The 24,893-nt window shown below is 59.9% G+C and carries 6 protein-coding genes; 5 read left to right on the top strand and 1 reads right to left on the bottom strand.

Translation table 11 applies throughout. The features are described 5' to 3' along the window. The first annotated feature begins 730 nt into the window (after positions 1-730). From Pan216_RS06260 to Pan216_RS06275, 4 genes are all read left to right on the top strand, one after another. A complete protein-coding gene (locus Pan216_RS06260; protein ID WP_145256334.1) occupies positions 731-16,855 on the top strand; it encodes an Ig-like domain-containing protein in 16,125 nt (5,374 codons plus the stop codon). Positions 16,856-16,871: 16 nt separating this feature from the next. After that, positions 16,872-17,315 carry a hypothetical protein gene (locus tag Pan216_RS06265; RefSeq protein WP_145256337.1) on the top strand — a complete coding sequence of 148 codons (444 nt, stop codon included), beginning with the start codon at positions 16,872-16,874 and terminating at the stop codon, positions 17,313-17,315. A 192-nt stretch (positions 17,316-17,507) separates the two neighbouring features. Beyond that, positions 17,508-18,614 carry a polymorphic toxin type 28 domain-containing protein gene (locus tag Pan216_RS06270; protein ID WP_419193325.1) on the top strand — a complete coding sequence of 369 codons (1,107 nt, stop codon included), beginning with the start codon at positions 17,508-17,510 and terminating at the stop codon, positions 18,612-18,614. A gap of 1,099 nt (positions 18,615-19,713) precedes the next feature. After that, the gene (locus Pan216_RS06275; protein ID WP_145256343.1) at positions 19,714-20,907 is read left to right on the top strand and encodes a glycosyltransferase family protein; all 1,194 of its coding nucleotides are present in this window, start codon (positions 19,714-19,716) and stop codon (positions 20,905-20,907) included. 3 nt (positions 20,908-20,910) lie between these two features. Here Pan216_RS06275 and Pan216_RS06280 read toward each other — a convergent pair whose 3' ends face one another. Further along, a complete protein-coding gene (locus tag Pan216_RS06280; protein ID WP_145256346.1) occupies positions 20,911-21,624 on the bottom strand; it encodes a sulfotransferase in 714 nt (237 codons plus the stop codon). A gap of 733 nt (positions 21,625-22,357) precedes the next feature. Here Pan216_RS06280 and Pan216_RS06285 point away from each other — a divergent pair. Next, entirely contained in the window at positions 22,358-24,868 is a 2,511-nt protein-coding gene (locus tag Pan216_RS06285; RefSeq protein ID WP_145256349.1) for a type VI secretion system Vgr family protein, read from the top strand. Positions 24,869-24,893 lie beyond the last annotated feature (25 nt).

A 24,893-nucleotide genomic window follows, 5' to 3' on the forward strand; every position in this document is an offset into this window, starting at 1 on the left:
TGATTTCGTGAACGATATCATCGCGTCAGTTCGGGACCAAACGCTGGCTCCCTACGCTGACCATCGCCGTCGGGGAACCGACTTGGGACGGCTGTCGAATCACGTTGGGGTAGCTCTCGATTCTTTCCTTACGAGAGTGCTATGCTGCGACCGAAGTTTCCGTTTCTTGAGTTGGGTGTCACCGTTCAGACAGTGCGGTGGCGAGCTCAAAGTGAATGAACCATTGGGTTCAAGATAACGTCCCACTAGCTGGGATCGCTTGAACCGGGGTGACAGCGGGAATCGATCGAAGCTCGACTACGGACCTGCCTGTAGCGGCGGGACGATGGGGACCGAAACTTTTCGTTGTGGAGTTGCGAATCGCTTCAAGGACTTCGAAGCGAGTTGTGGGTTCATGGATGATGGGCGCCAGGAAGGTCTGCTCATAGTGTTTGCGCGCAGGGCTTGAGGCGAATTCGCCTCGAGTGTCGACGCTGTCTTTGCTTAGTCAGTGGCAAGCGTCTATGTCGACCTTCCTCACTTTCTATTGATTGACCATTCGTTCGCGGGGCGGAATGTCTCTCCATTCCTAATGCCGAGGGGTACCGGTATGCGCTTGCCTTTCTCGATTCTTCCAGCGGAAGCTCGTACGGATCGACGTCCGAGGAAAACGTCTCGCACGGCAAGTACTCCACCACTTGGGGTCGAAGCGCTCGAGCAACGCTCGGCGCCTTCCGGAAACATCTATGCGATGATTCCGTTCCTCCCCTCGCTCTACGGGCTCTGGAACGGGCTGGCCGTCAACGAGGAGGAGAGCGTCGCCGGCAAGCAACCACCCAGGAACCTCCCACCCATCGAAGATCTGCCGTTCTTTATGGGCGACCCCATGCGGGAGGAGACGCTCGGCAAAGAATCGGAGTCCGAGTCGAAGAAGCGTTCGCCGCAACCACCCCGGATCGACCCGAGCCTCTTCTACAATCAGACCACGACCGCCGAGCAGGCGGATGAGCCCGATCCCTTCAATCCGATTGCCGATCTCTTCGCTGAAGAGCCCGAGACGAGTCAGTCGGGATCGCGGCAGCGACCGCGTGGAGACCAAGGAGGGGCCGAACCGGTTCGTGCGGAACTGCCTGGGCCGACCGAGTCCATCATCGCCGTGGCCGGCGGATCGGGCGGTGCTGGCGGGGGAACTGGCAGTGGAGGCGCCCGCGTTCAGCAACCCCGGTCGTCCGATGGGGCAGGCAGCGACGAAGGGTCGAGTTCGGATGGAGCTGGGCTAAGTGTCGAGTCATTGACAACGAGCGAGCTTGTCTCGGTCGATCCAGCCGTTGCCACTCCCAGTTCCAGCGTTGCCGCGACAGCGTCGGGGGCCAAGGACGCGGGGGCGAACCTCGCCACCGAACCGCTGACGATGTTCCTCTCGTCGGGATCGCTCTCGGCCGTCGACGATTCGTACTCGGTCCAGCATGGGGAGACGCTCGATGTCTCGGGTGGCGGCGGCTATGGGTACGGCTACGGATATGGATACGGCTATGGGGGCAGCGTCAGCGGGGTCATGCTGAACGACACCGTCTCCGGATCGGTGTGGGCCCAGCGGATCCAGAACGTTCAGCACGGCAATCTCTACTTCTATTCCGATGGCTCCTTCAATTATAGCCCGTACTACGGCTTCGCAGGTACCGACACGTTCACCTACAAGGTGACTGACGGCACGGACGAGAGCAACGAAGCCACGGTCACGATCAACGTCACCAACAACGCTCCGGTCGCGGTCAACGACAGCTTCGACGTGATGCACGACACCACGCTCGATGTCTCGGGCGGTGGGGGCTACGGCTATGGGTACGGATATGGCTATGGTGGAAGTGGCGGCGTGCTTGCCAATGACTCGGACGCCGACAACGACACCTTCTATGCACAACTCGTCAGCGGTCCCAGTCACGGGGCGCTCAACTGGTTCTACTCGGACGGCTCCTTCCGTTACACGCCCGCTGCCGGTTACGTCGGCTCGGACAGCTTCACCTACAAGGTCAACGACTCCGTCTCGGACAGCAACACCGCGACGGTCTCGATCAACGTCGCCAACAGCACGAGTCCGCCGGTCGCCGTCGACGACAACTACTCCATCCACCACGCCGACACGCTCTATGCCAACAACTACGGTGGGTACGGGTACGGTTATGGCGCGACGGGCGTGCTCACCAACGACTCGAGCCCCGATCAGCTATCGCTGACCGCCATCCTCGTCGCCGGTCCCTCGAACGGCAATCTCTCCTACCTGGCGAGCGATGGTTCCTTTTACTACACGCCCAACAACGGCTTCGTCGGTACCGACACCTTCACGTACAAGGTCTCCGACGGCGCGGTCGAAAGCACGACGGCCACCGTGACCATCAACGTCACGAACGCGGCTCCCAACGCCGTTGACGACGCCTACAGCATCCCTGCCGACACCACACTCGATGCGGGGGTCGGAGGCGGTTACGGATACGGCTATGGGTATGGCTACGGTTACGGCTATGGCGGCGGGGTGACGACCGCCCCCGAGAAGCTTCTCGACAACGATTCCGATGCCGACAACGATGCGCTCACCGCGATCCTGGTGTCAGGCCCCAGTCACGGAACGCTCAACTGGCTCTACAATGACGGCACGTTCCGCTACACGCCCGATACCGGTTTCAACGGCGTCGATACCTTCATCTACAAGGCCAGCGACGGCGCCGAGGAAAGCCTCGCCACGGTCATGATCTCGGTCGGCAGCGGTGGCGGCAGCGGCAGCGGACTGACGGCGACCTACCACAACGACGCCTTCCTCGCCTCGAACGCGACGACCCAACTCGATGCGGGGATCAACTTCAACTGGGGTAGCGGGGCCCCGACTGCCGGGATCAACGCCGACGGCTTCAGCGTCCAATGGAAGGGCGAGGTCGAACCCGACGAGAGCGGCACCTACACGTTCCTGCTCAACAGCGACGAAGGCGTTCGGCTCTGGGTCGACAACCAACTCGTCATCGATGCCTGGGACAAGACGACGCCCGGCGAAGTCTCGGGGACGATCGACCTGGCCGCCTTCCAGCGAGCCAACGTCATCGTCGACTACCGCGACAACGCCGGCGATGCCTTCGTGACACTGTCATGGCAGAAGCCCTCCCAAGGGACACCCGAGGTCGTCCCCGTTGGCAGGCTCTACGACGGCTTCACGCAAGCCGCTGTTGTCGGCCTGACCGCCGAATACTTCCAGTATCAGTTCGGCGAGAAACTGCTCACGCGGGTTGATGAGACAATCGACTTCGACTGGACGACGCTCGGTCCGCACTCGCGCGTCCCCACCGATGGCTTCAGCGCTCGCTGGACCGGTCAGATCATCGCTCCCGCGACCGACACTTACACCTTCCACGTGACCGCACCCGATGGGCTACGGCTCTACGTCAACAACCAGCTCATCATCGACGATCTCGATCGCGACGGCGGCGGGGCGATCGAACGGACGGCGACGATCGCGCTCGAGGCGGGCAAACGCTACGAGTTCGGACTCGAGTACGTCGATCGCTCGAGTTCCCCGGAGATCGAGCTTCGCTGGTCGCGGACCGGCAATCCAACCCCCCAAATCATCACGAGTAACTACCTGCTCCCCAACTCGGTGGCTGGCAATGGCGACGGCTTGGTCGGCCGCTACTACGACGACGAGAATCTCACCAGCCACGTCTTCACGCGCGAGGACGCGGTCATCGACTTCGACTGGGCGAGCGGTTCTCCGGATGCTTCGATCGGTGCCGACACCTTCAGTGTCCGCTGGACAGGCCAGGTGCAAGCTCGCATCTCCGGCGACACGCATTTCAATCTCGTTTCCGACGATGGCGTCCGGCTCTGGGTCAACGACCAGCTCATCATCGATGCGTGGGACAGCGTCGGGCTGACCAACCATACCGGCGTGATCAACCTCGGCGCTGGGTCGAAGTACGACATCAAGCTCGAGTACCGCGAGCAGACGGGCGCTGCCCGGGTCCGGCTCTCTTGGTGGGGGAACGGTCTCCCCGAAGAGGTGATCATCACCAACCGCCTGGAGGGAGACAACCTGCCGCCGTTGGCGGTGGATGACACCTACGACCTCCATCAGGGAACAACGCTCGAGGTCGCCGCCGCGGGCCTGCTGGCCAACGACACCGATGCCGACAGCGATCCGCTCACGACGATCCTCGTCGCCGATGTCCAACGCGGGACGCTCTCGCTCGCCGCAGATGGTTCGTTCACCTACACGCCCGCGGTTGGCTACGTCGGTTCGGACAGCTTTACGTACAAGGTCACCGATGGCGTTGCCGAGAGCGGTGTCGCGACCGTCAATCTCAGTGTCACCAACAACGTGCCGGTGGCGGTCGATGACAGCTACGAAGTCCCGGACGGGGACGTGCTCGCGGCGGGGGGAGCGACCTACGGCGGTGGTGGGTATGGATACGGCTACGGCTATGGCACGGGGGCGGTGGTCAACGACCCGGTGAGTCTGCTCGGCAACGACACCGATCTCGATGACGACTCGCTACTCGCCCAACTCGTCGTCGGTCCATCGAGCGGATCGCTGGACACCTTCAACGCCGACGGCTCGTTCGTCTACATTCCCAACCCAGGCTTCATCGGCTCCGACAGCTTCACCTACAAAGTCTCCGACGGCGCCGCCGAGAGCAACATCGCCACCGTCACCCTCACCGTGACGGGCACGGCCGTGCTGATCGCCAACGACGATGCCTACTCCGTCCACCATCGCGACGTGCTCGATGAAACGGGCGGCGGAGGCGGCTATGGTTACGGGTACGGCTACGGATATGGCTACGGTGGCAGCACCAGCGGCGTTCTTCTCAACGACACCGCCAACGGCTCCTCATGGGTCGAACGGGTTCAGAACGTCCAGCACGGCTATCTCTATCTCTACTCCGACGGCTCCTTCACCTACGATCCCAACTACGGCTATACCGGCACCGACAGCTTCACCTACCGCATCCGCGACGGCGTCAACGAGAGCAACGTCGCGACCGTGACCATCAATGTCACCAACACGGCACCCGTCGCGGTCAACGACAGCTTCGACGTGATGCACGACACGACGCTCGATGTCACGAGCGGCGGTGGTGGGTATGGGTACGGCTACGGTTATGGCTATGGGTACGGCGGGAGCAGCAGCGGCGTCCTCGTCAACGACACCGATGCCGACAACGACCCCATCTATTCCCAGCTCGTCAGTGGCCCCAGTCACGGAACGCTCAACTGGTTCTACTCGGACGGCACCTTCCGCTACACGCCGAACCCCGGCTACGTCGGCCCCGACAGCTTCACCTACAAGGTCAACGACACCGCCGACGACAGCAACACCGCGACGGTCTCGATCAACGTCGCCAACAGCACGAGCCCACCGGTTGCCGTCGACGACAGCTATTCGGTCCATCAGGGCGGCACGCTCTATGCCAGCAACTACGGTGGCTATGGGTACGGCTATGGCTCGACGGGCGTGCTCACCAACGACTCGAGTCCCGATCAGCTATCGCTGACGGCCACCCTTGTCGCCGGTCCCTCGAACGGGAATCTCTCCTATCTATCGAGCGATGGCTCCTTCTACTACACGCCCAACAACGGCTTCGTCGGTACCGACACCTTCACCTACAAGGTCTCCGACGGCGCTGCGGAAAGTACCGAGGCCACGGTCACGATCAACGTCACCAACTCGGCACCGGTGGGCGTCGATGACAGCTACACGATTCCCGCGGGCTCCTCTCTCGAAGCCGGCAGCGGCGGCGGCTATGGGTATGGTTACGGATATGGGTACGGCTATGGAGGAGGCACGGTCCACTCATCGGAGTCCGTCCTCGACAACGATTCCGATGCCGACAACGATCCGCTCACCGCCGTCCTCGTCGCCGGTCCCAGCGACGGCTCGCTCAACTGGTTCTACTCGGACGGCACCTTCAGCTACACGCCAAACACCGGATTCCAGGGCGTCGACTCCTTCACCTACAAGGCCAACGACGGCGCCGAGGAGAGCGACCCGGTCCTCGTCACGATCGTGGTGGGCGATCCCGCCAGCGTCCCGACGGCCAATGATGATGGCTACAGCGTTCACCAGGGGACGGTGCTCTCCGTCGATGGCTACGGCTCTCCCACCCTCCTTGCCAACGACGAAAGTCCCAACCAACTCCCGCTGAACGCCATCCTCGCGAGCGGACCATCCCACGGCTCGCTAGACCCGCTGAACGCCGACGGCACCTTCACCTACACTCCCGGCGCCGGCTTCGTCGGAACCGACACCTTTACCTATCGGGTCAACGATGGGGCACTGGAAAGCAATCTGGCGACCGTCACCATCACGGTCACCAATACCGCTCCCGTGAGCGCCACCGACAGCTACGACATCATCCACGACCGAACGCTGACCATCGATGCCTCCAGCGGCGTTCTGGCCAACGACAACGACGACGACAGTGATGCCTTGACCGCGATCCTCGTCGCCGATGTTCAGCACGGTGTTCTCGACCTCGACGACGATGGATCGTTCACCTACACCCCCGCGGCGGGCTACTTGGGATCCGATTCTTTCAGCTACAGGCTGTTCGATGGCGCCGAGGAGAGCGGGACAGAGACGGTCTCCCTGACGGTGACCAACAACGCACCGGTCGCCGTGGCCGATGGCTACAGCGTCCTCCACGATCGCGTGCTGACTCGTGATGTCGTGGGCGGTCTCTTGGCCAACGACTCGGACGCCGACAGCGATGCGCTGACGGTCGTCTTGGTCGCCGATGTGCAGCAGGGATCGCTGGAACTCGAAACCGACGGCTCGTTCATCTACACCCCCGCAGCCGGCTATGTCGGCGCCGATTCGTTCAGCTACAAGCTCTCCGATGGGGCCGAGGAGAGTGCGACCGTCACCGTCTCGCTCACCGTGACCAACACCGACCCGGTCGTCGCCGACGACGCCTACACCGTCGTTCACGATCGCGCGAACGTCATCGCGATCGCTCAAGGAGTTCTCGCCAACGACACTGACGCCGACTCCGATGCGTTGACGCCCACGGTGATCGCGGATGTGCAGCACGGCCTATTGGAGTTGGCGGCCGACGGTTCCTTCACCTACACGCCCGCCGCAGGCTACACGGGTCCCGATAGCTTCACGTACCAGGTCTCCGATGGCGCCGTCGACAGTCTCGTCGCCACCGTCACGCTTACCGTGGTCAACACCGCGCCCATCGCCACCGATGACAGCTACAGCACGGTTCACGATCAACCGCTAACGGTCGTCGCGGCCGGTGTCCTGACGAATGACAGCGACGCCGAGAGCGATCCGTTGACCCCCGTCGTCGTCACCGACGTGGCCCACGGGACGCTGGAACTCGCCGCGGACGGTTCGTTCCTCTACACGCCGGCCGCCGGCTATGTCGGCGCCGACTTCTTCACGTACAAGGTCGATGATGGGCTCGATGAGAGCGGCGTCGCGACCGTGACGATCGATGTCACCAACACCGTTCCCGTGGGCGTCGACGATAGCTACAGCCTCTACCACGACCGAACGCTCACCGTCGGTGCGAGTGGCGTCCTCGGCAACGACACCGACGGCGAGAATGACACCCTCACGGCAGCGCTCGTCACCGACGTCCAACACGGCACACTGGCACTCGCTGCCAACGGTTCGTTCATCTACACGCCGGCCGCCGGCTACGTCGGTTCCGACAGCTTCACCTACGAGGCCTCCGATGGTCTCCAAACAAGCAATCTCGTGACCGTCTCCCTCGACGTCACCAACACCGCCCCGATTGCCGCCGATGATGTTTACGGCGTCTTGCATGACCAGGCACTCACGATCGATGCCGGCAGTGGGGTCCTCGCGAATGACAGCGATGGCGAGAACGATGGGCTCACCATCACGATCGTCTCCGACGTCCAGCATGGTGTGCTCGCCTTGGAGACCGATGGCTCGTTCACCTACACGCCCGACGCCGGTTACCTGGGAGCCGACTCGTTCACCTACACGCTCTTCGATGGCGTGACCGACAGCGGTCTCGCCACGGTGACGTTGTCGGTGTCCAACAGCGTTCCCGAGGCACAAGCCGACACCTACTCGGTCATCCACGACCGAGACTTGGACGTTGCCGTTGCGAATGGCGTGTTGGTCAATGACTCCGATCCCGAATCGGACGCTCTGACCGCATCACTCGTTACGAATGCCCAGCACGGCACCGTCGACCTCGAGGAGGACGGCTCGTTCGTCTACACCCCGACACCGGGCTATGTCGGTCCCGACAGCTTCACCTACATGGCCAGTGACGGCGTCAGCACGTCCAGCATCGTCACCGTCACTCTCGACGTCACGAACAATGACCCCGTGGCCAACGCCGATTCCTTTGAAACCAGCCACGGACAGTTGTTGTCGGTTGTTCCGGAGGTCGGTCTGCTCAGCAATGACTTGGACTCGGACGGTGATGGACTTACGGCGATCAAGGTCACTGATCCGACGCACGGAACACTTGTTCAATTTGAAGCCGACGGCTCGTTTATCTACGAACCTGAGGCAGGCCATGTTGGCACTGATAGCTTCACCTACAAGGTGAGTGATGGCGTGGGTGAGAGTTCGGTTGTGACGGTCACCATTGGAATCGGAAACACCGCCCCCGTCGCGGTAGCGGACAGTTACTCGGCGTACCAGGAGACTCCGCTCGTCGTTGCTGTCGGTGCCTCGAGCTTGGTTGCGAACGACTCGGATGCGGACGATGATTCACTCCACGCGGTTAGAGTGTCCGAGCCAGCGAATGGTACCATCACGGCATTTGCAGGTGATGGCTCCTTTACCTATCAACCCAATGTAGGCTTCGTCGGTGTCGATGAGTTCACCTATCTAGTTTCAGACGGTGTGGCCGACAGCAGTGTAGTTACAGTCTCCATCGATGTCGCCTCTAGCGTTCCCGTGGCTCAGAGTGAGGAATACTTCATTCTGCACGACACCATCCTCAATTCCGTTGCGGGCAACGACGGACTACTTGAAAACGACAGTAGTCCCCTGAGCCTGACGCTGACAGCGACGTTAGTCGCTGGCCCGGCGAGCGGGACGCTCACGTCTTTCGCAACCGATGGCTCATTCACCTACGAACCCAACCTCGGATTCGTCGGCGTGGACAGCTTCACCTATAAGGTCAATGACGGAACACGCGATAGTGCGGCGGCTACCGTGACCATCCTCGTCAATGGGGCCGCGCCTGTTGGCAATGCGGACTCCTACACCATCGTGCACGACCAACTCTTCCGTGCAGGTTATGCTGCTGAACCTGGCGATCCAGTCATTCCTGGGGTTCTCGGCAATGACACGGATAGTGACGGCAACCAGTTGACGGCAGTCCTCGTTGCAGCTCCGTCCAACGGTCTGCTCCTTGAACTCAACGCGGACGGTTCGTTTGTCTACGCTCCACGACAAGGTTTCACCGGGACCGATTCCTTCACCTATCAGGCATCGGACGGGTTGCTCTCGTCCAGTCCCGTCACGGTGACGCTCAATGCAACGAATGAAACTCCGTCAACCACCGATGACGGCTTCAGCGTTCCAGCCGGCCAACGGCTCTTTGCCGGAGTCGATCCTGGTGTTGACGGGGACGATGGACAGGGCGGCGAGGAAGATTCTTTCGCCTACGACACTCGGACGGTTCTGGACAACGACAACTCGTGGGACGAAGAACCTTCCTTCGTGTCTCTCGTTTCGGGGCCAACAAACGGTGCCTTGTCCCTTCGTTCCGATGGTTCCTTCATCTACTCACCAAATCATGGCTTTGCAGGAACGGACAGCTTCACCTATGTCGTCCGAGACGGCATCTCCGAGAGCAACGCCGCGACCGTGACCATCAACGTGGTCGGCAACGTGATCGGTGTTCAGTCCGCTGCCTACACCATTCCGGACAACACTGCCTTGCGGTTCGGACATGAAGATCTTGGGGTAGGCGAAGAAGGCGAAAGCAACTCTGTCGTTATCGACGGTTCCTTGCTTGACAGTGCCACGGACGATCACCAGAAGGAATTGACGACGACTCTCGTCGACTCCCCATCGAACGGACTTCTCACATGGTTCGCGGATGGCACCTTTATCTACAGACCCAACGCTGGATTCACGGGAATCGACACCTTCAGCTACAAGGCGACGGATGGAATCTTCGAAAGCTCCATTGCTATCGTCACGATCAACGTTAGCAACGGTGTCCCCATCGCAACCGATGACGCGTATACGATACTCCACGACAGCCAGCTCTCAGCCCTAGTAGTTCCCCTCGATGAGGACTCGCCGGTTGAGTCCATTCTTTCGAACGACTCCGATCCGGATGGCGACCATCTCAACGTGTCTCTGGTTGCTTCCGTGAGTAACGGAGTCCTTAATCTCAGTGATTCGGGATCATTCACGTATACTCCCAACGCTGGATTCGTCGGGACAGATCAATTCACCTATCGAGTGACAGACGGCTCGGACGAGAGCAATGATGCCACCGTCACGATCACCGTTTCCGATGGTGACATTGTCGCCAATGATGACTCCTTCGACCTGGTCCACGGAAACGTGCTCAATGTCGCCGCGCCGATAGAAGATGATGAGGACGGCGCATCGTCCGCTGGGGGTGTTCCAACCTACGGTGTCCTAAGCAATGACTCGTTCACGAACGGTGCCTCTCTTTCCGCGATCCTGGTCGACGATGTTGCCAATGGCACGCTCGAGTTCCAACCAGATGGCTCGTTCACCTATCATCCGAATCCCGGGTTTGTCGGCGTCGACAGTTTCACGTATCGGGCCACTGACGGAACCTACCAAAGTGAACTAGCCACCGTTTTGATCAATGTGACCAACGAAGGAGTCGTTGCGCAGAATGACACTTTTACCGTCGCACATGATCGGAGCCTTCAAGTACCTGAACCGACTGAGTTCGAGACTGAGGAAGGCTATCTCGACGACTACTACAACCGCTTCTTCTACGGCTACGGGTACGGCACCGGGAGTCAGCTCGGTGTTCTATCGAATGACCAAATTGTCGACGACGACTCGGTCACGGTGGAACTCGTAAGTGACGTCTCCAACGGTACACTGTCGCTATTGGGGGATGGCAGTTTCGGCTATCGGCCCACGCCTGGATTCGTTGGCACCGATTCGTTCACCTATTCGGTCTCAGACGGTGTCACGGACAGCAATGTCGCGACCGTGACCATCCATGTCGTCAATACGGCACCGCAAGCGGTGAATGACGACTACACGGTCAAGCACGACGAAACCCTCGTGGCATTCGCTGTCGCCGTCGACAACGATGGAGTATCTGTGCTCGACAACGACAGTGATGCCGAGCAAGATGCTCTTGAGATCACCGTCGTCGACGATGTCTCGCATGGCACGCTGAGCATGAGTTTCGAAGGATCTTTCACCTACACGCCACATCCGGGTTTCACTGGTGTTGATACGTTTACGTACCGTTTGTCGGACGGACTTCTGGACAGTCCGCTCGCCACCGTCACGATCAACGTGGTTAACTCAGCCCCCGTTGCGACAGACAACAGCTTTGTCGTTGACAGCGGTGAAACGCTCAGCGTCTACGGATGGGATTTAGGCAACAGCGGTTCCAATGGCTCCGGCACGGGCCTAGTTAACAACGACTACGACCGAGATGGCGATGAGATTCTGGCATCAGTCGTGACGGGCCCTGCAAATGGCACTCTTGTTCTCAATGCGAGTGGATCCTTCGACTACGTCTCCGATACGGGATTCTCGGGCACCGACTCCTTCACCTACAGCGTCAGTGATGGGATTGCGACAAGTAACGTCGCCACGGTGACGATCACGGTTGAAGCGGTAGCCCCCATGGCGGCTCCTCTCATGGCACCGTTGGCGATCACGCAGGGGATACCTCCCACGTTCGACTCAGCCTTCGTTGATCAAGAAACTCTCGAGCAAGGCACGCAACAAGCACTCGTCCTCCCAAGCACGGGGGTTGGCGGAGCCGGTCCGTTGTTCGCGCCCATGGCGGCGACGCAACCAGATGACCCAGCAGTCGAAACAGATGATCCGTGGGCTCAGCAACACCAGCAGTTCCTACAAGAGATCAGGGCCATCAAGGAAGGTCTAGATGACGATCTTGAGGATCTCAACGAAGAATTCAGAGATGCGCAGATCGGATTCGAGCAAGACCGTTTCGCGGCTTGGTTGACTCTCTCATTGGGCAGCGGTGTAGAGTTGGCAAACTGGATGCACTCGATGGCTGAAGAGGCGAATGGACAAGCGTATAGCCAGGCACTGAGGGATTCAAAGGACGCCTACGAAGACGCCGTCGAAGAAAACGACTCAACGTACGAGACGAGAGTCTCCAATGCCCAACGAACGTACAATCAATCCGTCGAGTCGGCGAAAGACACCTATGAAGCGGCGGTCGCGAACGCGCGATTGCAGTTCGACCAGACCGATGAAGAAGAGAGCGAGGTTTATCGAGCGGCGATCGCCGATGCGGATGAGGCCTACGATAGTGCGATCGCCGCAGCCGAACAGACACTCCGCGATGCTATTGACGCGGCGGCCGAAACCTATCGCCAGGCCGAGGAGGACGCATGGGAGAACTACCAGACCTATGTCGACCTCTATCAAGCCGACTACGATGCCGCCGTGGCGGCGGCCGAAGCCTCGCGTGACGCGGTGATCGCCGCCAATCCGAACGCGATCTATGCCCCATCCGCGGCGGAGTACGATTCGGGATACCAGCAAACCCTCGAATCCGCTCGCACGGCCTTGGAAACGGCCATCGAATCGGCGGGAACGGCCTTCGAGTCAACGCTCGATGGCGCGAACGATGCCTATGATACGGCTGCGCAGTCGGCCAGCGATGCTTACACCGCCGCTCTCGCCGACGCGGATGGGACACGTGATGATGCCGTCGCTGCCGCTGAGGGCGCCCATGCGTCCGCCGTGCAAGCAGCCAACGATGCCTATCAAACGGCCGAGTCAAATGCAGCGGCCGCTCAGGCAGATGCCCAGGCGGCCGCCGATGCTACCTTCGACGATGTCGTAGCCATCGCGCAGGCTCAATACGACAGCGACGTTGCTGATGCCGAGGCTGCCTACGAGTCCACGACCACCACCGCCCAGGAGACGTATGACAACACCGTCGGGGGATTGAATGCAGCCTTCGACGCGGCCGTCGACCAACTCATCGCCAACTTTGAGGCTGACCTCGTCCAGCCACAGAACACGTTGCATGACGCGATCGATGGTGCCAGAGAAACTCAGCAAGGTCAGATCAATTCCGCCATCGATTCATTCCGCACTGCGATGCAATCGGCCGCACGAACGCTCAATGGTCACTACGAGACCGAGGGCGAGACCTACGCACAAGCGGTCAACGATGCGAACGATGCCTACTTTGACGCGATTGGGGACGCATCGACGAACGATGAGAGAAACACTCTCCTCAAGGAGAACGAACTCGCGCGTCGAGCAGCACAGCTCGACTACCTCAATGCGATCAAAACACACGAGCTCGCCTACACCGAATCGGAACAGTCGGAATCGGTCGCACTCGCGAGCGCCGTGACTGCCGCGGGAAAAGCGTTCCAGATAACCGAGGCGACTGCCGGAAACACCTTTGAGAACACCTACATTGAGAAACGAGCTCAGTTCGATCTCGACTACATGAATCTCGCGCTTCCATTGGCAACCTCGATTGCCGAGCACGGGCTCACCCTCGCCAATGCCCTCGCGAATGCGGAATTTACCCTCGCTAACGCTCTCGTCGACGCCGCCGATGAGTACAACGCCACCGTCGGGGAGGCAGCGCCGACCAGAGATGCCGCCTATATCGAAGCCCAGAAGACCTACGACGATACCGTTGCCGAAGCAGCCAAAGCACAAGCGGATGCCTTGGCCGCCGCCGATCAAACGCTGAGCAATGCCCTCGCCGCGGCGGAGGCGACTTGGGTCGGTTCGGAGGCGACTGCCGCGACGACGCAAGCCAATGCGATGGCGACGGCGGGAGTTACTTGGACGAACTCGATGTCGACGGCGCTGAACACATACGAGAGTTCGGTCATTTCGGCTGCGGTTGGCTACGTCGGCACAGTCGCGGCTGCCCAAGCGTCAGCGGCGACAGCCGCCGCCGGTGGCAATGTGGAAGCCGCCAACGTGGCGCAGGCGTGGGCGGCCTACTACACGAATGTTGCGTCCGCGTGGCAGACCTTCGCCACCAACGAGTCGTCCGCTTTCACGACGTACGTGACAACGACCGCAGTTGAGGCTCAACTTCAAACCTCATCGGAAGCGTCGGCCGCCGAAACCTACAAGAACGCGGTTGCTGGCGCGGCGGTCACCTGGGTGAGTGGTGCGGCCGAGTCTGCCAAGACTTACAACGACGCCATGGCCGAGGCGGGGCTTCAGTTCGCCCAGGCCGAAGCGACGGCCAACAAGTCGTACTCCGAATCGGTCGCCGAGGCGGCTAGAACACTCGACGACACCAGGGCGTCGGAGGACGCCACGCGTGTTCGCGGCAACGCCGACGCCGCCAAGACGAGGAATCTGGCCGACGCCCAGGCCAGCAAGGCCCTGGTCGATGGCAACGCCGCCAATGACTCTTGGTGGCTCACGTTCACTTCGCCGAAAGTTGTCCAATACAAGCAAGCGATCAATGACATCAATCTGGAAGAGTCGATCGAAGCCGCGGACATCGGCAAGAGAAAGGCCGACAAGATTCATGAGGCCAACAAGGAGGGGCAACTCGTCCAAAAGGAATACGAGCACGATGGTATTATTCTCACCATGGACCTCGAATACGCGTGGTACAGTGAGATGGAACTCGATGAGATTGCGAACTACGCCATCCCGCCACAGCAAGGAACCTGGACCGCTTGGATCCCCACACTGGATGAGACCGCCAACTTCGCCGCCGGCTGGGCGGATACATTGACGTTCAACGGTACCTGGTATGTTCGTGAATACTTCGACGCCAACGACGGTATCGACCCCAATAGCGGCGCCTATCAAGCTGGGCAAGTGGCAGGCACCGGTGCGCAATTTGCGTTGTCATTCACTCCTGTCGGTGGTCCTCTTTGGGTCGCCAAGGTCGTGAAGGGCTACATGGTTGTCTCCGATGCCTTTGACCATGTCCAAACCGGCTACCACATCATCAATGGGGACTTCGACGTTGCCGATGGCGTTGGGCTTGGTGGAGCCGTCTTAAACACCATGGGAGTACCAAAGTCCGTCAAGAAGTTCTTCGGCTGGTGCCCCTGCTTCGTCGCGGGCACACCCGTCGTCATGGCCAACGGGGAGCCGGAACTTTGGAACAAGCCGATCGTGGCTAATGTCGGCCCGAGCGGTGAGGAGATGAGGACCTATCTATTTGCGGGTGCCTTTGTCGCTCTCGCGGCGGCCGGAGCGGGGCTGCTGCCCGATCGCAAGCGCAAGAAGCGGGAGGAACGGGAAGACCTCACGGATGCTGTCTTCGGCGACCAGGATCCGGAACTTTCCGAAGATCCGTTCAACGATCGAGACCGATCGCCGACTAGCCTCGCAAGGGATGTCGCGGAACGAATCTCGCGGCATGACGACGTCTTCGCGTGGGAGGAGGACATTGACGACGAGGCTTCATGGCATGACGAGCCGGCCCCTTGCACCGAACCCGTCCGAGCCAAGGCAGCGGTGACCCTTCTTGACAAACCGCCATCGCCCGAGGAGACTCACAAGAGTCGGGAGGGAGAGGTGAGCATGACCGAATCACCGAAAGTGTCCGAGCCGCCGACAACGCGCCGTGGCCGTTTTGCGTGGGTTGCCGTGTGCCTGGCTCTCGCGGGATCGCTGTTCCTTGCTGGAGCGAGAAATCCGCAACCCTCTGCCGCGAGCCCAGATCACTCTCCTATCGCCGTCGCGTCTAGCAACACTCCAGTACTTCCCACGAAGGGCATTGAAGAGATTCGCCTCGGCGAACGGGTGGTCGGCACGAACCCCGATCGTAGCGAAGTCGAACCGACGGCCGAACCCGATGCCAAGACATGGCGGCACGTCACGCTTTGGATGACGAAAGCGGACGGCGGCCGTCTCGATATCGAGCTACTGCGGCCCTTGGCGTGGCTCGAGGCTCAAGAGGCTACGGTCGGCGACACGATTCATCTCGACCTGGAGGAGATGGGGGCCCACGGCCCCGCTGTCATCACCGCCATCGCTCCTTGTCCGGCGATCGAACCAGGCGACGGCAATGTCGTCACCGGTCGCTTCATTCACCAAGCCGCCGGCAACATCGTCGATCTCCGCCTCGCCAACCAATCCGAAGCCACCGGCGTCACCGACAATCACCGCTATTGGTCCGTCGAACGCAACGCCTTCATCCCTGTTGGCCAGCTTCGAGTCGGCGAAACCCTCGACACCCTTCACGGCCGCACCACCGTCGCCTCGATCACGCCACGCTCTTCAACCGAGGCCGTCTACAATCTCGAAGTCCACAACGAGCACGTCTACCGCGTGGGCAGCGTTGGGACGTTGGTGCACAATAGTTATGTTCAGCAACTACGCAAGAGCGGAACGTCTGCTAGACAAGCACTTCGAAGATCAGTCCCCGGGAGTGGTGGGCAAACGCACCATATCATTCCGTTTGAAAGTCGCAATCATGACCTAGTAGAGCGTGCTGCTCGCGGCGGCTTCAACATAAACGGCGCCAACAACGGGATTCGACTAGGACGTCTTCAGCATCTGGGATCTCATCCAAAGTACAATGCTGCAATCAACAAGAGGTTGGATGGGATCATAGAGCTGAACCCTGGTATTTCTGATGCTGATGCGGCGAGAGCACTCCAGGAATACGCTGATCAGTTGCGTGCGGGACTCGAACGTAGCACAAGCATGCTTCATTAGACATCAAGGGAGAACTATGGAGTGGGAACGCCTTAAGAACAACTACACTGTCGCAACCGTCAACGCAGGCGAACCGATCGAGGACGCCATGGTGGAGCTATGCACGCATATCCTAGAGGTGATCATTCCGGAAAACCGCAATGTTTCTTGGGATTATCTTCGGGTTGAACTTTGGCCTGATTCGGGGCGAATCATTGTGTTCCCATCGTCCCTTTCAAACCCAAATAGAATCGAAGATTCTGGTTGCCAGATTGTATTCGACAATCTGCTTGAAGAATATGACAGGCTGGCTGAATCTGGCCTGGATGACGACGTCTTCGATGCCAAGATTCTGGAATTGGAACAAAGATGGGTTAACATTCTGTCGAAGATTGTGACAAAGCTGGGCCTTGCTAAGTATCGTATTCAGTTCTGGGATCCTGATGATCAGCTCTTGGAACTGCAAAACGAAGTGGATTGATGCGCCAGGGATGTCGCGGAACGAATCTCGCGGCATGACGACGTCTTCGCGTGGGAGGAGGACATTGACGACGAGGCTTCATGGCATGGCGAACGGGCCCCTTGCACCGAACCAGTCCGAACCAAGGCAGCGGTGACCCTTCTTGACAAACCGCCCATGGCTAGAGAGACTCACGAGAACCAGGAGCAGTCCATGAACGACGGTGCATCGGCAAAGACGCTCGAACGTCCGAAGAGGGGTCGAGGACGTTTCGCGTGGGTCGCCTTCTGCCTGGCGCTCGCGGGCTCACTCTTCTTCGCCGGCATCCGAAGCCCGCAGCCCACCAGCGCCAACCACACCGCATCGCTGGCGGTCGCGGCGGTCACGCCCGAGAAGCTACCGACGAAAGCGATCGAGGAGGTCGCTCTCGGCGACCGTGTCGTCGGCACGAATCCCGACCGAAGCGAAGTCGAACCCACGGCCGAGCCCGATTCCAAGACATGGCGGCACGTCACGCTTTGGATGACGAAAGGCAACGGCGGCCGTCTCGATATCGAGCTGTTGCGGCCCTTGGCGTGGCTCGAGGCTCAAGAGGCTACGGTCGGCGACACGATTCATCTCGACCTGGAGGAGATGGGGGCTCACGGCCCCGCCGTCATCACCGCCATCGCTCCCTGTCCGGAGATCAAGCCCGGCGACGGCAACGTCGTCACCGGCCGCTTCATCCACCAAGCCGCCGGCAACATCGTCGATCTCCGCCTCGCCAACCAATCCGAAGCCACCGGCGTCACCGACAACCACCGCTACTGGTCCGTCGACCGCAAGCAATTCGTCCCCGCTGGTCAGCTTCGCCGCGGCGAGACCCTCGACACCCTCCACGGCCGCACCACCGTCGCCTCGGTCACCTCCCGTCCCGGTAACGACACCGTCTACAACCTCGAAGTCCACAACGAGCACGTCTATCGTGTGGGCACCGTTGGGGCCTTGGTGCATAATAGCTACATTACAACTTCCTATGGAAGATATGTGCGAAGAGTTGACAACTATAAACACTCTCTAGATCCAAGACATGTGAAGTCTGCCGCGAGGGAGAAAGCAGGCGAAGTCGTGAGCCGCAAAGAAAGTGGAGTTCCGTATGATCACCTTACAGAAACGAGAAACGATATGGCATCAGCAAAGAGACATATTGTTAACATCAAAAAGCACTTGAGTGATCGGAATTTGTCGAAGGCAAACAGAGCGATCATTGAAGGGGAACTTGGGGAATTGTCGAATCTGCTTGACAACGCGGAAAACATCCTCGGAGAATTGGCCCGGTGACAGATCAGTATGAGATACGAAATCGTGCATTGCAAGTGTTGGGAGATTGCGAGAAGCAATCATATACTGCGGTGCACAATGCCATTGTCGATTTGCGCCGAAACCCTGTGCCTGGTGACGATCGAATCTTGTGGCCCTTCTTGGCCCATGATGACTCAATGGTCGTGGCCGTCGCTCTCTATACGCTGTTTAGAATACATGAGCAACACGACGTTCTCCGCTCAATAGTAAAGCGAATCGCGCGACAAGGTGACGAAAGAGAACGTGATGACCTGGATCGGCCCATCCAATCAACCGCTATCGTGCTTCTTGGTGATAGTGCGAAGGAGGATGAATCGATAGCATTAGAACTTCTAGAGATTGCGGAGGCGAATTCCACGCCAGATACTCCGCGAGAGCGTGCTTGGCAGCTCTTGGCGGATTTGCATGGGGTTAAGTGGCCCTCGCACGCCACAGAGGAGATGATACTTCGACCCGATAGTGAGGTTAGTGAGCAGATTCGAGCGGATGTTCGTCGCGCCATGGCAAGCAAAAGCGGTGAAGATTGACTCTTGATCCGGATGGGGGACGGTGTTCGAGTTCCCTATTAGGCAACTTCCCGTAGTGGTAGACGCGGAAATGTGAGTCCGGTTCTTCGCCCGCTGAAAAGAGTGTTGGGCTCTTGTGCGACCGGTCCCTGTTCTTCTCTTTTTCATGCCAGTGATTCTGACCTACACGATTCTTTTCCTCTAGGGCCAACATAATGTCAATAGCCGAACATGCCGCTAGCCAAGCAGGGTGGGTCTTGACCCACCACGCTGTTGTATCGCAAGCTGTTCGGCAATCAGAGAAGAGAGTCATGTCTATGTGGGCGATCGCCTGGCAGGTGTGGACGATGAGCGACTATCGACACTACCACTTCGCAGGCGGAACGTTAATCTTTATGGTGGTCCCCGAACGCAGTTGCCAGGTTCTGACAATCGTTGTTCGATGGACTTGTCGTAACCTGGCCCTCTGGATAGCAACTCCAGGCAGAACGACCTCGGTGACCGTGAAGAGAGTATCGTGGGCGGTGCGCACGGCTCGCCCTCGAAGGCATTCGCTTCCCACAAGGTAACAAATGTCACGCATCCTCTTCACCTGGGAACTCGGACGGGGGCTGGGGCACTTGTTGCCGCATCGGCGGACAGTGGAGGCGCTGCGCGAACGGGGAGATGAGGTCTTCTTCGCCTCGCGAAACCTGCAGGCGATGGAGAAGGTCTTCGGCGGCCTCGGCGTTCGCTACCTGCAGGCACCCTTCAAGTGCAGTCCACCCACGCATCCCATCGAGAAGACCGTCACCTTCGCCCATATCCTGAACAACGTCGGATTCGACCACCCCGGCGAACTCTTCTCCCTCGTCGCCGCCTGGCGCAATCTCTTCGAACTCATCAAGCCCGATCTCGTCATCTGCGATCACAGCCCGACGGCTCTGCTCGCTCTTCGCGGTCTCCCCGCCAAGCGAGCCACCATCGGCGCGGGCTTTAGTTGTCCGATCGCCGTCGCCCCCTTTCCCATCCTCGAACCGCGCCTGCCGCACTCGCCCGAGGAACTCCTCGCCGACGAGACCCGACTCCTCTCCAACGCCAACGAGGTCCTCGACCGCTTCGGCAGTCCGCCGCTCGAGTACCTCGCCCAGCTCTACGCAGATCTTGACGATCGGATCCTCATCACCTTCCAGGAAATGGACCACTACCAAGATCGCGCGGGCGCCACCTACTGGGGGCTTTCGCCGCTGGTCGCGGGCGCTCCTCCCGCCTGGCCACCCGGCGATCGCCGCAGGGTCTTCGGCTACCTGAAACCCTTTGCGTCGCTCCCCACGCTCTTGGAACTCCTCAATAAGCTCGAGCTTCCGACCGTCATCCATCCCGACGGCATCTCCACTTCGATCCAGCAGAAGTACGCCTCGCGAACGCTCCACTTCCAGCAAGAGCGCGTCGACATCGCCCAAGCCCGGCGCGACTGCCACTTCGCGATCCTCAACGCGAATCACGCGACGATGGCCGCGTTTGTCCTTGGCGGCAAGCCGGTCCTCAACTTCCCCTTGAGTCTCGAACAAGAGATGTGCGCCGCCCCCATCGTCGAGCGGGGAGCCGGCCTGGTCGTCTCGGGAACCGAACCCAACGACATCTTCCGCAAGATGGAGATGATCCTCGGCTCCGACGAGTACACCGCGGGCGCCGAGCGCATCGCCGAGAAGTACCGCGACTGGGACTACGAAGCTTCCGGCATCCACCTGGCCGAACACATGGAGTCGCTCATCGCGAGGACATGATCGCTAATCCTCGAAGAACGTCGCCCACTCGCTGTCCTGGAACGCTCGCTTGAGTTCCTTGTAGTTCACGATCGCTTCCGCGAGAGGCCGCTTCTCTATCCGCTGCGTCCCCGGTGCGATCGAAACCACTGGAACACCAAGGTACTCCTGGACCCTGCCGAGCGTGTCCGGCACATCGGCGACGAGATCCTCGAAGTCGATCTCCATCATCTCGTGGTCCTTGAAGAACTCCTCGACGAGCTTCTCCTGACGCTTGGTCCATTCGAAACTTTCTCGGCAACGCTGCGGATCGAGGGTCACCGGCGGCGGGATGGGCGGCCGAGTCCCGGCTTCGACGAACCAGCGATTCGTCCGAAGGGCGTTGCACTCGGAAAGCAACCGTGCGAGGAGGTTGGTCCGCTTGAGGTGGATGAGCTTGATCTCAGTATCCGCGCGGAGCAGCCTCCAAATGGACTGCCACCAGGGGTTATACACCGGCTGCTCATATTGGATCTTGAAGCCGACCGCATGGATGTTCCCGGGGTAGTGGGTGAAAAGGTGCTCTGCAAGGACGATGTCGGCAGGTGTGCTGTGCGGAAAGGCTTGTGGATTGCGGTCGTGAAATGGTTCGTGATGGCAGGCGACATTGGGATGTTCCCTAAGCGCGGTCCGCAGCAAATGCCACCCCGTGCGGCTATGGCCGACAACGACGAATCGCTGATAGGATCGCGGAGTCATGAAGTAGCCTGTTGGAAACCTCGTGCATCAATCGTTGTAAAGGGAAGCCGTGCATGGTCAAGAGCGTCGGATGGACAGCAACTCAGTCCAGCTGGTTGAGCCGGGAGGCCGAAATCGTTGGGATGCGAAGCGCCACGTCAGTGACATCTTCCTAACAATTGAGTGCAGAATGGGTAAAGAATGAGTGTGCCCGAGTCCCGAGAAACTCGGGCACACTTGAGTCAACCTGAAGGCAGACAATAGGTCAGGAACGACTCATAATCCCTTGGTTGCAGGTTCGAGTCCTGCCGGGCGTAGTTGATCATTGGTGGTCGGTTGGCGGTGAGCCCAAGAGGGAGAGTGGAGCCGCGGGTGTTTGTCGGAGCACTGGTATCGAGATCGCATCACTTCCGACTCATGATCGCTTCAGGCGGCGAACTCTTCAACGAGCAAATCCAAGGTGGCTTGCCGACACCTCTCGGGGAGATGAGGCTGAGGGCGCGATGAGAAGGCCGCGAGCCGCGATCATTTGCCTGTCACCACTGGCCCGCTAGAACCGCACCTGGCGGAAAGGGGCCATGATTCCCGTGTGATCGCGACGTACTAGTTTCGGGTGCTTCTCCGCTGAGCCGCTCTCGTCCGGCCGGCGCGGGGCATCGTCGAAGCAGGCGCGAAGAGCGAGGGAACACACGACCACCACGTTTGCGCCACTCGGCACGCGGGGTCCGTGGATGTCCAAGGGAGGTAGGGGACGATGAAACTCTGTCCATCGCAGTTCACGCTCCGCACGCCGCTCGGCGAAGATCTCTTGCGACTAACGAGCTTCGAAGGAACCGAAGCGATCTCGCGGCCGTTTGATTTCGATGTCGCGGTCGCGGTCGAGTTTGATCGTCGCGACGAGGTCGACGTGGCGAAGCTACTCGGCAAGTGGGCGTGCATCGACGTTGAGTCGACTCCCTCGGAAGGCCCGAAGACGAAACGCCATCTTCATGGCATGACCTCCACCTTCGAGGAGGTCGGTTTCGACTCCCAATACGTGTACTACCGGATGCGGCTCGCGCCGAAGCTTTCGCTGCTGGGGCTCAACTCGACCTACCGCGTCTTTCAGAACGCGTCGGTGCTCGACATCGTCTCAACGGTGTTCGAGGACTATCGCGGCGCCTTTGGCAGCGAGTTCTCCCTCAAGACGAACCGGGTGAACAAGGAGGTCGCCGCCGTCGCCACGCCCTATCAGTACTGCGTGCAGTATGAGGAGACCGACCTGGAGTTCGTCTCTCGGCTACTGGAAGCGGCGGGAGTATTCTACTTCTTCTGGCACGAGGCCGACAGCCACGTGATGGTCCTGGGAAACGCGACGAACGTTCCCAAACCGAGCGATGGGACGACGCTCCGCTATCAACCGATGAGAACAATTGACCAGACCAGCTCGATTTGGAGGTGGAGCCGCTCGCAGACGTTGCGACCCGCTGGGGTCACCCTTCGGGATCGCTCCTTTCAGTATCAACCACGATCGACGTTCAAGGGGTCGGCGGATATGCCGCCGTCACAAGTCGTGGGAGGCGAAACCCTCGCGCTCGATACGGTGTCCAAGTTGGGGGATCTTCGCACGCGCCGCTTCGATTCCCGGCTGGCGAATCGATTTGAGCCCTTCGCGACCAACGCCGATTCGGGGCCGATGGGCGAACTTGCCGAATCGCTCGCGACGATCGAGAGCGAGCGCTACGCGGTTGAGTCGATCACGATCCGCGCGGAATCGAACGTTTCTACGTTGCTGACGGGGCATACGTTCGACTTCTCGGGTTATCCTTCGGCGGAGGGATCGTATCTCGTCACCGAGATCAACCATCAACTACTCGAACGCGATGGGGAGTCCCTTCGGAAGGATTCGGACGGCGGGCACGACGCCTATCGCAATCGTTTTCGGGTGATTCCCGCCGGGATGACCTTTCGTCCCGAAGTCTCCACCCCGCGTCCGCGGATCCAGGGGACGCAGTCGGCGACGGTCATCGGCTCCTCGGGAGACGAGGAGGGCTACGACCAAGTCTTCACCGAGGAACATGCTCGAGTTCGGATTCGTTTTCACTGGATGCAAGAGGGGCAGTCAACCGCTTGGGTCCGGGTGGCGCAGCCGTCGGCCGGGAAGGGGTTCGGCAGCATGACGCTGCCACGACTCGGACAGGAAGTGTTGGTCTCCTTTCTCGACGGCGACCCCGATTGCCCGGTGATTGTCGGGAGTCTTTACAACGCCGAGCAGCGACCCCCATTCAACCTCCCCGCGGAGCGATCGCTCTCCGGGTTTCGCACCCAAACAATCGCGGGCGAGAGCGATGGCGTAAGTGAACTGCTCTTCGACGATACCTTGGGGAACGAACTCGTCCGCCTTCACGCGGAGAGGGACTTGCACATTCGCGCCGAAACCGACCGGTTCGAGAACGTCGGTCGGCGTCACACGCTCAACATCGGATTCGACGTTCCCGAGGTCTCGACTCTCGGTGGTGGAATCGGTGAGGCCATCGCCCGCGTTCCGAGTCGCTCGAATTCTGGAGACGACTCAGCGCTCGCACCGTCGAAATTGGTGGGGCCGGACAACGATGTGACCTACGCGAGTGGGTACGAGGTCAATGTCTCGGGCCAGTACCTCACGACAGTGACCGACACGACGGCGGGGGACGAGAATACGCTTTACGAGCTGACCGTCCAGCAGGAGCAGGAGAGCGACGATCCGCTCTACCAACTCAAAGTGACGGGTGGGGAGGTGACCGAGACGATCAAAAAGAACTACACGCTGACGGTGGAAGGAGACTACACCGTCAACGAGCAGTCTTCGAAACAGAGCAAGTGGACCAAGTTCCACGTCGCGACGACATACCAGATGGGTGACCTCGACACGACGATCCGCATTGTCGGGATGACGACCGACTACTGGATGATTCACACCGAACTCAAACCGCTAGGTGTGGTTTTCGTTGGCTTCCAGTTCAACGTGATTCTCGTCGGCGCGGTCAACATTTTTTCGAACATGAAGCTCGATATCAAGAACCAACACATCGTCGGCGGCGTCGCGGAGACCAACGTCATCGTCGACGAGATCGACGTCAACGTCGGCCGGCTGAGCAGCAACGTCTCGGAGTTGAATACGAGCGTTTCCGAGACAACATCGAACGTGTCGGATATCGACTACGCCAGTATCAGGGCACGGGCCGGTAGTCTCGTCGCGGACAGTACCTCGCTACAGACGAACTGGAGCATTCTGGCGAATGAGTGAGTAGTCAGTTGGTTCCGGCATTCCA

This window comes from Kolteria novifilia (genome assembly GCA_007748055.1).
Taxonomy (GTDB): Bacteria; Planctomycetota; Planctomycetia; order Kolteriales; family Kolteriaceae; genus Kolteria; species Kolteria novifilia.